At 69.6% G+C, this 14,449-nt stretch carries 13 protein-coding genes; 6 read left to right on the top strand and 7 right to left on the bottom strand.

Going from position 1 to position 14,449, the window contains the following annotated elements; translation table 11 throughout:
- Window positions 1–8 precede the first annotated feature (8 nt).
- From DIE17_RS13200 to DIE17_RS13190, 3 genes are all read left to right on the top strand, one after another.
- Window positions 9–1,052, top strand: a complete 1,044-nt coding sequence (locus tag DIE17_RS13200) for a glycosyltransferase family 2 protein (RefSeq protein WP_124487334.1) — start codon at window positions 9–11, stop codon at window positions 1,050–1,052.
- Window positions 1,053–1,068: 16 nt separating this feature from the next.
- Window positions 1,069–1,452, top strand: coding sequence for a GtrA family protein (locus DIE17_RS13195; protein ID WP_124519900.1), 384 nt, complete (start codon window positions 1,069–1,071; stop codon window positions 1,450–1,452).
- 514 nt (window positions 1,453–1,966) lie between these two features.
- Window positions 1,967–3,043: a PHB depolymerase family esterase gene (locus tag DIE17_RS13190; protein ID WP_124920964.1), complete on the top strand. Its 1,077-nt coding sequence runs from the start codon at window positions 1,967–1,969 to the stop codon at window positions 3,041–3,043.
- Window positions 3,044–3,066: 23 nt separating this feature from the next.
- On the opposite strand, the gene DIE17_RS13185 is transcribed toward DIE17_RS13190, so the two are convergent.
- Window positions 3,067–4,839 carry a histidine kinase gene (locus tag DIE17_RS13185; protein ID WP_124920963.1) on the bottom strand — a complete coding sequence of 591 codons (1,773 nt, stop codon included), beginning with the start codon at window positions 4,837–4,839 and terminating at the stop codon, window positions 3,067–3,069.
- Window positions 4,840–4,896: 57 nt separating this feature from the next.
- Entirely contained in the window at window positions 4,897–6,303 is a 1,407-nt protein-coding gene (locus DIE17_RS13180) for an HD domain-containing phosphohydrolase (protein ID WP_124920962.1), read from the bottom strand.
- On the opposite strand from DIE17_RS13180, the gene DIE17_RS13175 reads away from it, so the two are divergent.
- The 3 genes from DIE17_RS13175 (at window position 6,302) to DIE17_RS13165 (ending at window position 7,684) form a co-directional block, all read left to right on the top strand.
- A complete protein-coding gene (locus DIE17_RS13175; RefSeq protein ID WP_124487338.1) occupies window positions 6,302–6,547 on the top strand; it encodes a hypothetical protein in 246 nt (81 codons plus the stop codon). The two genes, DIE17_RS13180 and DIE17_RS13175, sit on opposite strands and share 2 nt — an antisense overlap.
- A complete protein-coding gene (locus DIE17_RS13170; RefSeq protein WP_044844322.1) occupies window positions 6,544–6,837 on the top strand; it encodes an antibiotic biosynthesis monooxygenase in 294 nt (97 codons plus the stop codon). Before DIE17_RS13175 ends, DIE17_RS13170 begins: the two co-directional genes overlap by 4 nt.
- Window positions 6,838–6,949: 112 nt before the next feature.
- Entirely contained in the window at window positions 6,950–7,684 is a 735-nt protein-coding gene (locus tag DIE17_RS13165) for an ABC transporter substrate-binding protein (protein ID WP_124487339.1), read from the top strand.
- A gap of 169 nt (window positions 7,685–7,853) precedes the next feature.
- On the opposite strand, the gene DIE17_RS13160 is transcribed toward DIE17_RS13165, so the two are convergent.
- The 5 genes from DIE17_RS13160 to DIE17_RS13140 all read right to left on the bottom strand — a co-directional run bounded on the left by DIE17_RS13160 (window position 7,854) and on the right by DIE17_RS13140 (window position 14,399).
- Window positions 7,854–9,470 (bottom strand): hypothetical protein, encoded by a 1,617-nt coding sequence (locus DIE17_RS13160; RefSeq protein ID WP_124920961.1) that lies wholly within the window; start codon window positions 9,468–9,470, stop codon window positions 7,854–7,856.
- Between the two features lie 141 nt (window positions 9,471–9,611).
- Window positions 9,612–10,607 (bottom strand): hypothetical protein, encoded by a 996-nt coding sequence (locus DIE17_RS13155; protein ID WP_124920960.1) that lies wholly within the window; start codon window positions 10,605–10,607, stop codon window positions 9,612–9,614.
- A 3-nt stretch (window positions 10,608–10,610) separates the two neighbouring features.
- Window positions 10,611–11,912, bottom strand: coding sequence for a hypothetical protein (locus tag DIE17_RS13150; protein ID WP_124487342.1), 1,302 nt, complete (start codon window positions 11,910–11,912; stop codon window positions 10,611–10,613).
- Window positions 11,913–11,915: 3 nt separating this feature from the next.
- A complete protein-coding gene (locus DIE17_RS13145; RefSeq protein ID WP_124487343.1) occupies window positions 11,916–13,307 on the bottom strand; it encodes a hypothetical protein in 1,392 nt (463 codons plus the stop codon).
- 39 nt (window positions 13,308–13,346) lie between these two features.
- Window positions 13,347–14,399, bottom strand: a complete 1,053-nt coding sequence (locus tag DIE17_RS13140) for a hypothetical protein (protein ID WP_124487344.1) — start codon at window positions 14,397–14,399, stop codon at window positions 13,347–13,349.
- Window positions 14,400–14,449 lie beyond the last annotated feature (50 nt).

The raw sequence follows: 14,449 nt of genomic DNA, 5'->3' as shown, positions 1-14,449 counted from the left end.
GACCCATCATGCGCGAACCGCTCTACACACCGCTCGTCTCGCTGGTCGTACCGTTCTACAACGAAGGCGAAGCCGTCGAACGCTTCTTCGACGTCGTGATCCCGCTGATGGCCAGCCTCGACGCGATCCGCTTCGAGATCGTCTGCGTGAACGACGGCAGCCGCGACGACACGCTCGAGCGCCTGATCCGGGTCAGCATGGGCGACCGCCGCGTGCGCGTGATCGATCTCACGCGCAACTTCGGCAAGGAAGCGGCGCTGACCGCCGGCCTCGACGAAGCGGCCGGCGACGCGGTGATCCCGCTCGACGCCGACCTGCAGGATCCGCCGAGCCTGATTCCGGTGATGCTCGAGCACTGGCGCGACGGCGCGGAAGTCGTCGCCGCGAAGCGCAGCAACCGCGCGTGCGATTCGTTCGCGAAGCGCACCGCCGCCGCGATCTACTATCGCGTGCACAACGTGCTGTCGGACGTGAAGCTGCCGGAGAACGTCGGCGACTTCCGGCTGATGGACCGCAAGGTCGTGAACGCGCTGCGCAGCCTGCCCGAGCGCCATCGCTTCATGAAGGGGCTGTTCGCATGGGTCGGCTACCGGACCGTGATCGTCGAGTACCAGCGCGACGCGCGCAGCGCCGGACATTCGAAGTTCTCCGGATGGAAGCTGTGGAATTTCGCGATCGAAGGGATCACGAGCTTCAGCACCGTGCCGCTGCGTAGCTGGACCTATATCGGCGTCGGCATCGCCGCGCTCGCGTTCCTGTACGGCGCGTTCATCGTGGGCCGCACGCTGCTGTTCGGCAATCCGGTGCACGGCTACGCGTCGCTGCTGTCGGTCGTGCTGTTCATCGGTGGCATCGAGCTCATCGGCATCGGCGTGGTCGGCGAATATATCGGGCGCATCTACGACGAATCGAAGCAGCGTCCCGTCTATCTGATCCGCCGCCGCTACCAGACGCAAGGCAAGGTGGTCGAGCTGCCGGTCGCGCGCGATACGCGCCGCGCGGCCGCACGCCGCCGCGTCCAGCCGGCCCGCATGCGGGTCGGCGCCCGCTGAATCGGTGCAGCCGGCGATGTTCGCACTGCTCTACGCCGAGCGCGTGCGGCTGGCGCGCTTCGGCCTGTCCGGGCTCTGCTCGACCGCGCTGCACGTGCTGATCGCGTCCGCGCTGTACGCGCTGTTCGATGCGACGCAAGTGATCGCGAACGCCGTCGCGTTCGTCGGCGCGACGGCGTTCTCGTATCTCGCGAATACGCTGTGGAGCTTCTCGTCGACGGTGCACTCGCGCAACCTGGTGCGCTATCTGACCGTTGCGCTGGCCGGCTTCGCCGAAACGATGGCGCTCGCGCGCGCCGCCGAACTGCTCGACGTACCGCGCGGCTGGGCCATCGTCGCGATCGCGCTGCTGATCCCGCCGACGATGTTCGTGCTGCACCGGGTGTGGACTTATCGGTGAATCCTTGGCACGCCGGCATCGCGACATGCGATTCCGGCGATGGCATACAAGCAATCGATACAAGGTCCGCCGGCGCGGCCGGCGGCATGGCGTCGTGGCATCGCCGAGCCATTCCACGCATCGCGACGAACGCATCCGCATCGGATTGCGTCGTCGGGGAGCAGGCCCGGTTCATCGCGAAGCCGGTCGCCGAATGCACATGGACGATGTCGAGCATCGCGTTCGGGACGGCCCGCGGTAGGGTCGAAGCATTCATCGATCCGTCACGGAACCATCGCACCCGAGACGAGCGATGCCTGCTAGCATGGCGCGTGGCCTGTCCGAATCGCGAGGCTACCGGCAACATGTCGCGCGGCGGTGCGGGTCGCGCCGTCGCCTCCGTGTCGGTCATGCCGCGGCACGTCGACGCGGACGCTTCCCGCGGCGCGCATCGTGCGCCGCCATCATTCGCCTTCCACCCGACGGCCGGCTTCGCCGCATGCTGTCGCGCGCGCCGCCGGCACGAGATCCGTCCATGCCCAGGAAAAAATCCAGCCTCTGGCTACGGCCTTTCGACCTGTTGACCGCCGCGACGCGCGCGCGGCCCAAAAGGAAGACCGCCAAGCCGGCGCCATCGGCGAAGCGCCCCGCCACCGCACGCACCACGCGTCCCGCCCGCGCACCGGCGCCCGCCGCCCGCACATCGCCGCGCCAGGCACCCGGCACGTGGCTGCGCTCGTTTCATTCCGCGCGCCCCGCCGCCGGCCAGCTCGTCAACCATCTTGCGTACGCGCTGTACCTGCCCGCCGCACCGGCGACGACCGACGGCCTGCCCGTCGTCGTCATGCTGCACGGCTGCAAGCAGACCGCCGAGTCGTTCGCCGCTGGCACCCGTATTTGCCGTGTCGCCGAGCGCGCCGGATTTGCCGTGCTGTTTCCCGAACAGGCGAAGACCGCCCACGCTCATCGCTGCTGGAACTGGCATGGCGATGCGTCGCAGTCGGAGGCCCCGGCGATCGCATCGCTCGTCGACGCGATCGTGCGGGAGCACGGGTTCGATCGCGACCGTGTCTATCTGGCCGGCATCTCGGCCGGCGCCGGGCTGGCCGCGCGTCTGGCGCTCGACTTTCCCGATCACTTCGCGGCCGTCGGCCTGCACTCCGGGCCGGCCATCGCGCCGCCGTTGTCGACGATGGCCGCGATGAGCCTGATGCGCCGCGGTCTGCGCGACGATCCGATACGCGTCGTCGATGCCTGCGTCGACGGGCGCGCTTATCCGGGCATGCCGGCACTCGTCGTGCACGGCGGGCTCGATACGGTCGTCGCCGAGCAGAATGCGCTGCAGCTGGGAGTCGCGTTCGCGCGGATCAATCGGCTCGTCGACGCACAGGGTGAGCTGCGCGTCGGCGAGCAACATACGTACGCGCACGACGATGCGGATTACACCGACTATCTGCGCGGCGGCACGCTGATCGTGCGGGTCTGCATCGTGCGCCGCCTGGCGCACGCGTGGAGCGGCGGCGATCCGCGCGAAGCATTCCACTCCGCGACCGGGCCGGACGCGACCGCGATGTACTGGAATTTCTTTCGAAGGCGGCGGCGCAAGCGGTAGCGGAGCGACGCGTCACCTGTCATTCACGCGCGTTGCCCGACTGCCGCCGCCGCGCCCGCGTGGCCCTGCGCGCGCCGGATCGGCAGTCGAACGCGGAACGTCGTGCCGCGCCCCGGCTCGCTCGTCACGTCGATTGTGCCGCGATGACGCTCGACGATCCCGTGCGACACCGACAACCCGAGCCCCGTTCCCTGCCCGACCGGCTTCGTCGTGAAGAAAGGATCGAAGATCCGCCGGACGATATCGGGCGTCATGCCGGTTCCGGTATCGCTGATCGCGATCGACACCTGCTCGCCGTCGCTCGACGTGCGGATCGTGATCACGCCGCGCGTCGGCATCGCGTGTGCCGCGTTGACGAGCAGGTTCATGAACACCTGGTTCAGCTGCGACGGAAGACATTCGACCAGCGGCAGGTCGCCGTACTCGCGCACGATGTCGGCCTTGTACTTGAGTTCGTTGTGGACGACGTTGAGCGTGCTCTCGAGGCCCGCGTGGATATCGGCCACGCTCCACTCGCCGCTGCCCGGCCGCGAGAAATCGCGCAAGTCCTGCACGATCCGGCGCACGCGCACCGCGCCGTCGATCGATTCGTCGATCAGCGTCACGATCTCGTCGCGCACGTAGTCGAGATCGGCCGCGCCGCGCAGCGCCGTCAGCGCGTCGCGCGCCGCGGGTTCGAGCTGCGGCAGCGCGGCTTCGTGCGCGGCGATCACGTCCAGCAGGCTGCGCACCCACGTCCTCAGCGTATTGAGGTTCGCGCTGATGAAGCCGATCGGATTGTTGATCTCGTGCGCGACGCCGGCCGCGAGCTGGCCGATCGACGCGAGCTTTTCCGATTGCAGCAGCTGCACGTGGGTTTCCTCGAGCGCGCGCAGCAGGCGCCGCTGTTCGTCCTTCTCCTGTTCGAGCCGACTCTGCGCCGCGCGGCGCTCGTCGATCTCGCTCGCCATGTTCTCGCGCGTGCGTTGCAGCATCGCCGTCGTCTGCTCGTAGCGCCGCAACGCCGTTTCGAGTTCGGCGGTACGCAATCGCACCAGCCGTTCGAGCGTGTCCGTCATGCCGCGCAGAAAGGTCGTGCGCGCATCGAAGCGGCAGACGAGCAGCGTGACGATCAGCGTCGCCGTCGTGAACAGCGCGATGGTCGTCGCGAGCCACGGCCCGTCGATGCCGTTCGCGGCACCGCAGCGCGCGTCCGGCGCGAAATGCGCGGCCGCCATCGCCGTGTAGTGCATGCCCGTGATCGCGATGCCCATGATCAGCGCGGCGCCGATGCGTTGCGCGGTCGCATGGCGCGCCTGTTGCGCGCGCAACGTCTGCGCCATCCAGAGCGCGGCGGTCGATGCGATCACGGCCACGCCGATCGATGCCGCGAACAGCGCGGGTTCGTAGCGAATGCCCGGCGCCATGCGCATCGCGGCCATGCCCGTGTAATGCATCCCGACGATCCCGGCGCCCATCAGCGCGCCGCCCGCGAGCAGGTGCCGGCGGCTCAGCCGCGCACGCGTGACGACGTTCAGCGCGAAATACGACACGAGCACCGCGATCGCGAGCGACGCGCCGGTATCCGGCAGCGCATAACCGAGCGGAATCGGCAGCGACAGCGCCAGCATCCCGACGAAGTGCATCGACCAGATCCCGGTGCCCATTGCCGCCGCGCCGCCGGCCAGCCATGCGCGCTTGAGCCGCGGGTCGTCGAGCAGCGAGATGAACGCCGCCAGGTCGAGCGCCGTATAGGAGGCCAGCGTCGCGATGACGAGCGACAGCAGGACCAGCAGCAGATTATAGGTGCCATGCATGATCGGCGTCCCGGTCGAAATGAACGCGGTGCTGCGGCGGTGCGGCTCCGTGCAGCGTCACGCGGGCGGCGCGGCGGCGCTCGCCTGCGTCGACGCGGCCGCGCCGGTCTGCACGAGAATGTCGAACGACGTGCCCTCGCGTGCTTCGAAGCGCCGCACGAGCTCGATCTGGTGCGCCGACATCACGCTGCCCTTCGTCATCAGCAGCACGCCGCGATGCGTGCGCAGATCGTCGGCGAGCTGCATCCCTTCGCGCAGCTGTTCGGACCGGATCTCGGCGACGGACGCGGCGATGCGCAGGCTCGCCGGATCCCGCACCAGCTCGATGAAGCGCGCGACGAGCAGCGGGTCGTAACGCACGCCGGCCTGCGAATGCAGCACGTCGATCGCCTGGTCGACCGAATGCGGCGACCCGATCTCGCCGTTTCGCAACCCCTCGAAATCGCGCGCGATCGCGATGATCCGCGAGCCGAGCGGGATCGCGTCGCCCGCCAGCCCGTCGGGCGTGCCGCGGCCGTTGAAGCGCTCGTACTGGTGCAGCACGATCGACGCGACCTTGTGCAGCTGCGCGACCGGCGTGAGCACCATCTGCGCGCGCAGCGGATGCTGCTGGAACAGGCTGTGTTCGTCGGTCGTCATCTTGACGAGCGGCTTGTGCAGCAGCTCGTCGGGCAGCGACAGCTTGCCGATGCCGTGCAGCAGTCCCGCGTAATACACGTCCTGCGCGTGCAGGCTGCTCATCCCGGCCGACAGCGCGAGACGGCGCGCGATCTCACCCACGCGCATCGCATGGCCGCTCGCCGATCCGCAGCGCATTTCGATCATGCTCGCGCACACCTGGACCATCGCGGTGAAACTGCTTTTCAGGTCGTGCTGTGCGGCTTCAAGAAACAGCACCGTTTGGCCGAGTTCCTCGGTGCGCGCGCGCACCTGCGTTTCGAGTTCCGTATTGAAGCGGCGCAGCACTTCGTTCTGCGCTTCGGTCAGTGCTGCCAGTCGCGCTGCTTCGCCGCGCAGGCGCCGCTGCTCGAGCGCCTGCTCGAGAGTCATCAGCAGGTCGTGATCGTCCCACGGCTTGTTCAGGTAGCGATACACGCCGCCTTCGTTGACGGCCGCCACGATCGATGCGATGTCGGAATAACCGGTCAGCAGGATGCGCATCGTGTCCGGATACAGCGCGCGGGCGCGGGCGAGAAACGCCGCGCCGCTCATGGTCGGCATGCGCATGTCGGACACGATCAGGTCGACTTCGGTCGACGCAAGGATCTCGAGCGCGGCTTCGCCGCTTTCGGCGGTCAGGACCTCGTAGTGCGCGGGCCGCAGCACGCGCCGCAGCGCGGACAGCACGCTCGGCTCGTCATCGACCAGCAGGATCGACGGGGCGGCGGCGGGGGTGTCGGATGCGGCGTCGGCGATCGACTCGGGTGGTGTAACGTTCGTTCCGTTTGTCGCGGATGTCGTCATGGCAGGCCTCGGATTGTTTATCTTCACCACCTCTGTGACATCGGCGCGTGCCGCGTATTCCGTATTGGGGAAAACGCTGATTCGTATGAACCGAAGCGGCATGCGACGCACGACCGGCAGCGCGCGAGCCGGTCATCCGGAGCGCGTGATGCCGACTTCCGGTATCGTTGCGGGACGCGTCGATCGCGGCGCCCCGTCGCATCGCGATCCGTTCGCCTCATTCACCCCACAGGAGCATTCATGATTCTGGAAATGGCATCGCTCGAAATCGATCCGTCGCAGGCCGAGCCATTCGAGGCGGCAGTTCGCCAGGCCCTCCCGCTGTTCGCCCGCGCGCGCGGCTGCGGCGGCGCCGAGCTGCATCGCGTGATCGAGCGCAGCGGCGGCTACCTGCTCGTCGTCAAGTGGGACAGCGTCGACGACCACATGGTGCATTTCCGGCAGTCGGACGACTTCCAGGCGTGGCGGCAGCTGGCGGGCCCGTTCTTCAAGAGCCCGCCGCAAGTCGTGCATACGGAAGTTGCGGTGAAGTAAGCGCGGTGAAGCAACCGCCGCAACGAGCCAACCGATCCATCGCGGATGACGCTGCGTTGGCGCCCTGACCGTCCGCCGCGCCAGCGCACCCGCCTTCCCAACGAGCCCTTTCATGACCGTCGACCCTTCCGTCCTCTCCGCGTTCACGCCGACCGGCAAGCTGCGCGCGTCGATCAATCTCGGCAACCCGATCCTCGCGAACCGCGACCCGGCGACGGGCGAGCCGTTCGGCGTGTCGATCGACCTCGCGCGCGCGTTCGCCGAGCGGCTGTCGGCCGAGCTCGAACTCGTCGTGTTCGATACGGCCGCCAAGTCGGTGCAGGCGCTGACCGACGAGCGCGCCGATTTCGGCTTCTTCGCGGTCGATCCGCTGCGCGGCGAAACGGTCGCGTTCACCGAGCCCTATGTGCTGATCGAAGGCTTCTATCTCGTGCGCGACGCTTCGCCGATTCGCGGCAACGCAGACGTCGACCAGCCGCACAACCGCGTGGCGGTCGGCAAGGGCAGCGCGTACGATCTGTTCCTCACGCGTGAGCTGAAGGCCGCGCAGATCGTGCGTGCGCCGACGTCGCAGGCCGTCGTGCCGACCTTCGTCGAGCAGCAGCTCGAAGTCGCGGCCGGCGTGAAGCAGCAGCTCGAGGCCGATGCCGCGAAGACGCCGGGCCTGCGCCTGCTCGGCGAGCGTTTCATGGTGATCCGCCAGGCGATGGGCGTGCCGAAGAGCCGCGGCGAAGCGGCCGCGACGGTGCTCGGCGCATTCGTCGAGGCAATGAAGGCGTCGGGCTTCGTCGCGGAGTCACTGCGGCGGCATGGCATCGTCGGGGCGTCGGTCGCACCGCTGGCCTGATTCGCACACCCGTCAAGTGTTTCCGACGACGCCGTCGTGCCAGATCGGCGCGGGCCGTCGACAACCCGGCGCCACCTGGCGTTCGACACTTCGCTCGCGTGGCTGAACGTCGTCATCGGCGGAATTCGGCGCGGCACGGTGTTTTGCGAACGACTGCCGGTGCGCACGTTCATGATGCGGCGCGATGTCCCGCTGCTGTTGCGCCGGCGGGCGATCGAGGTGCTGCCGTCGCGGGGTGCGCGGGCGACGGGGACGCCGCGGCGCCCGGCCCGGCAGGCGGCTGCGGCGCGGAAGCGGAAGCAGGCGCCGGATTCGGCGGCGACGAGGCGGGTTGGCTCGTGCGGGCACTCCCTGCCGAGCCTGACGCCGCTGATCCAGAAGCTGCTGGTCCTGAGCCCGCTGATCCCGACGCCGCCGCCCCCGAACCTGCCGACCCCGAACCCACTGCCCCTGAACCCGCCGCTCCCGAGCCCGCCGCTCCCGAACCCGCCGCTCCCGAACCCACCGCTCCCGAACCCGCTGCCCCCGAACCCGCCCCGCCCGAACCCACCGGACCAACAGCCGGCGGCGCACGCAGCCCACCGTCCAGCGCGGTCCTACGAGCGGCCATGTCGGCCTGTTCGGCACTACGCTGGGCGGCGCGATCGGCGGACAGGCGCGCCGCTTCTGCATCCGGATTGATCGTGTTGACGCGGATGCGTTCGACGTCGCCCACACCCGCCAGCCGGTTCAACGGCACGTAATCCGTACGAAACACCAGTTCGACGCCGCTGCTCAGGTTGAGATCGGCGTGCGAACTCTCGGTTGTCTGGGTCCGGTCGGTCGACACGTAGCCGATCGTGCTCTGCACATTGGCCTCCGCACCCCAGGGCCCGAAGCGCGCGCCCCCGCTCACGCCCACCGTGTTGCGCGTGTCGAACTGCGAACCGCGGTCGTTGGCGGCGACGCTGCTCGCGTCGATATGGAAATTCATCGCGGCGTTGAGCCGCCCGCTCTCGATGACGATGCGCTGCAAACCCATCTGCACCATCGTCGCGAGCAACTGCTGGCGGTTGCGGGCCAGCACCTGCTGGGCGAGCGGCACCAGGCGCTCGGGATCGGCGGCCGTCACCGCGTCGGCCGGCCCCAATCCCAGCGCGGTGCGCAGCGCCGCTTCCGCCGGCGGGGTCGCGCCCGCGCGCAACGCCAGCCGGGTCGACGCATCGCGCTCGGCCTGCAGTTCCTGCTGGCGCTGGCGGCGCTCGTCCGGCGGCAGGCCCGCCAGTTCGTCGGCGTCGTCGGCGGCCTCGTCGTCGCCGGTGACCTCGTAGGCGGTGGGGAAATGCTCGGCCAGCCACTGCCGCGCGCCGGCGATGCCGACGTTGCTGTCCGCGAAGCCTTCGGTGGTCTGCGCGACATTGCGGATCAGGTCGACGAACGCGGTCAACTGCTGCTGGTTCGAATCGTTCATCGCCTTGAAGACGCCCGTGATCAGCTCGGTCACGAAGCGCGGGAACGACACCGCGTTGAGCACGGCCCGGGTGGTGCCGGCCATCCGGTCGATGGCGGTGCCCGAATACGCCGAGCCCGCGTCCTGCGCGACGGCCAGCGCGGTGCCGGGACGCGCCGCGAGCTCGTCATGATCGACCGCGAGCGAGCCGATCCGTGCCAGTCCGGACGCGAGATCGCGGCGCATGGCCGGATCGAGTGCGCCGAAGCCCTGCTGCGCAGACAGCAGTTCGCGGACACGGTGGCGAACGTCGGGCCGCGGCACCGGCGAACGCGCAAGGTGGGCGGTTGCCGTCATCTCGGCGGCTCCGCCGCGCATCGCGCGTTCCGCGTCCCGCAACACATGAAGCGCGGCCGGACGGGCGACGGCACGTCCGCCGCCGTCGGCACCCGGGTTCTGCCGCCCGTCTCGCGACGGCCTGAGCGACGCGGTTCCATGTCAGCTTCCGAGCGCCGCCCACGGGTTCGACGGCGCGGCCGGGCGCGCGGCCGACGGCACGGCGCGGCCGTCGTCCGGGACGGAAGACACCTGGCCGTCGGGTTTCTCGCCGAGGCTGAGCGTCGCCTCGAGCCAGTCGGCGGCGGAGGCGATCACCGGATTGTCGGTGCGCAGCAGCGGCGACGCGCCGTCCAGCGCATCCGCGACGTCCGCCAGCCATGCGATCACGGTCATCCCGGCTTTGCCGCGCCGGACATAGGCGGCAGGCTGGCGCGGCGACTGCCGCGAAAGCCGGCCGATGCCGGCCACCACGCCCCAGATGTCGCGCGCGGCGAAGCCGTGACGCAGGTCGGCATGGCCGAGGATCGCGAACGCGTCCCTGAGCATGCCGACGATCTCGCCGGCCATGAATGCGGTCACGCCGGTACAGGCGGCGCCGAGATTCTGCGCGAGCGCGCGCGCGGCGTTGCGGACTCGCGCCTGGCGCCCGGGATCCCCGCCCGGGTCGGCACCGGGCGTCTCGTCGAGCTTGTAGAGCGCCTCGCAAAGCACGAGCATGCATTCCTCGAACTGGACGTTGCGCTCGGCATCCGCGGCCGCCGGGCCGTACGCGGTGCCGAACAACCGTGCATAGAACGCCGCGCGCTCGCCGGCCGCGAGCTTCTCGGCGCGGTGACGCCACCAGTTGGCGACCAGCGGCTCCGCGCCGCCGAGATCGACGCCGACGGCGCCGCTCGCCGACAGGCCGGCGAGCGCCTCGACCGCAGGGATCACGCCCGCGGGCTCGAGGTCGGCCGCCAGATAGAGCGACGCGAGCGCCCGCAGCTGCGCCTTGTCGACGCGCGCGGCAACGGGATCGGGAATCGCGATGTCGCCGAGCTCGTCGAGCGCGAACGCGAGGCCGTGCGCGGTCGCGCGCTCGACGAGCCGCTCCCCCGACCGGATGGCCGCCGCGAGCCCGGCATCCGCCGGCGGGACGATGAGCATGCGCGCCATGATTCAGTGCTGCCCGGCCGGCACGCCGGCGGCAGGGGCCGGCTTGTTGGGGTTGTACGGCGTCGAGTTGCCCTGGATCACCGACATCATCTCGGGCGTCGCCATCTTGTCGAGCGGCAGGTAGTCGCTCTTGAAGTTGACGCGGACCTCGCCCGACAGCTTCGCCTTCACCTCGGCCTTCGATTCGCTCGTGTCGTCGAGCGCCGACCCGACGGTGGCCACGTGTTCCTGCTGCCCCTCGAACGCGGCGTCGGCCGAATACGGCGTGTACCAGCTGCCGTAATGGGCGTTGAGCGATTCCTTGTATTTCTGGCTCTCGCGGTCGTGCATCGACGCGGTGTAGGTGCGTTTCGCCGTGTCGCTGGCGCGCATGTCGAACACCACCTTGGCGTTGATCGACCCGTCGGTGACGACGATGCGGTTGATGCCGAGCATGACCATCGACGACAGCAGCTGCTGGCGCTGCTTCGCCATCTGCAGCCGCGCCGCGGTGACGAGGCGCAGTTCCGACTTGTCGTCGGACAGGTCGGTCACGGGCGGATCGAGGTTGTAGTTCCGGCTGATCTCGGCCAGCCGCTGCTGCGCGTTGTCGCCCTGCGCCACCAGCCGCGTCGGGGCCGCCGCCGCGGCCGCGCCGGCGCTGTCCGCGTCGAACGCGTCGGCGCCGTCCTGCGCCTGCACCGACAGCACGTCGGGGAACGAATCGGCGAGATAGTCGCGGCCGGCGCCCTCGCTGATGTTGTCGCTCATGAACTGGGCGGTGGTCTTGGCGACATTGGCGATCAGCTCGCCATACGCGCGCATCTGCTCGATCGAGCTTTCGACGATCGCCTGGAACACGTTCTTGATCAGGCCTCCTACGAATTTCGGGAAATCGACCTTCTGCACCATCTGGCCGAACTGCTCGACGCCCTGCTTCACCGCGCCGGCCTGGAAGTCCTTGCCGGCGAAGCCGGGATCCTGCGCGAGCTGGCGCTTGGTCGCGGTGACGGGATCGTCGGCCAGCGCCGCGGCGGCCGGCGCCGGACCCGGCTGCGCGAGCGGGTGCGCGAGGCCGGTGGGCGGCAGTTCGCCGTTCGCCTCGCGCTCGGCAATCTCGGCATGCACGCCGTTCGGGTCGGCCAGGTAGGCGAGCACCCGCACCGTATCGGCGGCGATGCGGCGGCGCTCGTCGTCGGGCAGGTCGAGGAATGACGGAATCGCGGTCAGCAGGCGGCGCACCTCGGGCCGCGTCGCGTCGAACGCGGCGGCGCTCGTGGGCGGCCGCACCGGGTGGAGCGCGTCGGGGGGAGCGGGCAGGCGCATGGCTCAGTTTCCCCTGGCCGCAGCCGGTGCCGGCGCGGCGGCCGGCGCCGCCGCCGGGGCCGAAGCCGCCGCGGGGGCGGACGCGGCCGGCGGCGTTTTCGGACTCGGCAGCACGTTCGGATCGGCGGGCGTCGCGTTGCCGGTGATGGTGGCGATCATCTGCGGCGTCGCCATCTTGTCGAGCGGCAGGTAGTCGCTCTTGAAATTGACGTCGACCGCGCCGGACAGCTGGATCTTCGTCTGCATCGCCGCGTTGCTGGTTTCCGACGCGGCCGTCGACGCGGTGATGATCGGCTTGTTCTCGTATTCGTAGTCGCCCTTCGCGTAGTAGTCGGCGCTGTACTGGCGACCATTGTCCTTGTCGTTGCTGGAGTCGTACTTGCCGCCGCGATCGTAGGTGCCCTTGCCGGCGTAGGTCGACTGGACGTTGCCGTCCTTGTCGCGGGCGAGGTCGACCGCGGTGGCGCTGCGCTGCTTCGAAAGCGTGTCCTGCGCGCGCACGTCGTAGATGATCTTCGCGGAGATCTTGCCGTCGGTGACGACGATGCGGTTGATGCCCATCAGCACGATCGACGCCAGCATCTGCTGGCGCTGCTTGGCGAGCTGCATCTTGAAACGGTTGACGATCGCCAGCTCGGAGGCCTCGTCCGACAGGTCGAAGGTATCGCCGTCGCCCATCTGCAGGCGCGCGCGCACGGTCTTCGACGCTTCGTCCGGGTCGACCCCGTCGCGCACCTGCACGCGCGGGCTCGGCGTGTCGCCGCTGTCGTCCATGCCGATCTCGAACAGGTCGGGAAACTGGCCGACCATATGATCGCGCGCCTGGTTCTCCGTCACATGTTCGTCGGCGAACTGGCCGAGCGATTTCGCCACCTGCGCGATCATTTCCTGATACGCCTTCATCTGCTCGATCGAGCTGTGCGTGATCGACTGGAACACGCCGCTGATCAGGCTCGCGACGAAGGTCGGGAACTTGACCTGGTTCAGCAGCTCGCCCGCGACCGCCGCGCCCTCGTGCGCGGCCGCCGCGGTGAATTTGGACTTGCCGATGCTGTCGACGGCCTGGTTGTGCGTCGAGAAATCCGCCTCGTGCGCGGAATGATCCGTGTTGTCGTCGAGCGCGCGCGCCGGCGCGGTGCCCACCCCGCCCGGAATCTCGTGGCCGGCGAACCCTTCTGGCCGCGCGAGGTAATCGGCGATCAACGCGGTGTTGCGCGCGATGTCGCGGCGATCGGCGTCGGGCATCGCGTTGAACGCCTGCGACCGGGTCAACATCTGCGCGACGCCGTGGCGCACTTCGTCGGCAGGCACCGGCGGCGTGTGACGCGGAGCGGCCGCCGCGGCGCGCGGCGGCGGCGGCGCGATCGGCGTGGAACGGGCAGCTTGCGGGAACATGGCGACCTCGCGGGAAACGCGTGACGAAGCGATTCGGATTCAGTTGGCCTGGGCGGGCGCGTCCACAGGCAGTTCGAACTCGATGGGGCGCAGGTAGAGACTCACGCGTGCCGGGCAGGCCGCGTCCGTGCGCAGGCTGATGATCGAGAAGCGGCCCGGCCAGTGCGCGTCCTCCGGCGTGAACGCGCCCATCCAGCGCTCGAGCGCCTGCAATCCGCGCGGACGCTCGGCGAGCCCCATCGTCAGCAGGCTGAGGAACGCGGGCGGCACGTCGGGGATCGCCGACAGCAGCACGTAGAGCTCGAAATCCGGCCCGTCCGGGCCGAGCCCGAACGCCAGCAGCGCGCCGTGCGGCGGCAGGTCGAAGCGCCCGCCGAGCACCAGCCCCAGGAGCTGCATGATGCCGGGCAGCCGATGGCCGATGCCGAGCGCATCCATGACCGGCTGCAGATCGGCGAGCCGCAGCGCCCGGGTGCACGCGAACGTGAGCCGCTGGCCGCCGAGATCGCGCTGGGCCGCCATCGTGGTGAAGAGCGGCTTGAGCCCCGGCACCATCTGCAGCGCGGCCTGGACGATGCCGGCCAGGTCGCGGGGCAGGTTCTCGATCGTGCCGGCGTCGCCGGGCAGCTCGTAGTACACCTTGGACGCATAGAGCCCGTCGCGGTCGTAGCTGGAGCCGAAGAACGCGCCGTAGTCGAGGTTGCCGCCCGGCCGCGCGAAGCCCCGGAACGGCTCGCTCGCCTGGTCGAACCAGTGCAGCGCCTCGCGGCCGATGAAGTCGCGGATCAGCTTGCGCATTTCGCGGGTCGACTCGTCGCGCCGGTCGATCGCCGACGCCTCCGGCGGCAACGGCTCGATCGTGAAGCGCAGCTTGCCCGGCTGGCTTTCCGAGAAGCTGGGCTCGAACGGCACCGCCATCGGCATCAGCGCGTTGTCGCGGAACCGCAGATCGTCGGCGCCGTCGCCGAAGGTGCGCAGGAACAGGTCGCGCGACGGCGCGAATGGATCGGCGGTGCCAAGGCTTCGCGCGGCGCTTTTCAGGCGGCGTTCGACCCGGGCGACGACCGGTTCGCGGATTGAGGTCAGGGGCATGGCTCGGCTCCGGCAGGGTTCGAAAATGGCGCGGCACACGCGACGCCGCT

Source organism: Burkholderia sp. Bp9099 (assembly GCF_003857805.1).
Classification (GTDB): domain Bacteria; phylum Pseudomonadota; class Gammaproteobacteria; order Burkholderiales; family Burkholderiaceae; genus Burkholderia.
Note: the sequence above shows the minus strand (reverse complement) of the source record. Positions and strands in the feature narration are given on the sequence as shown.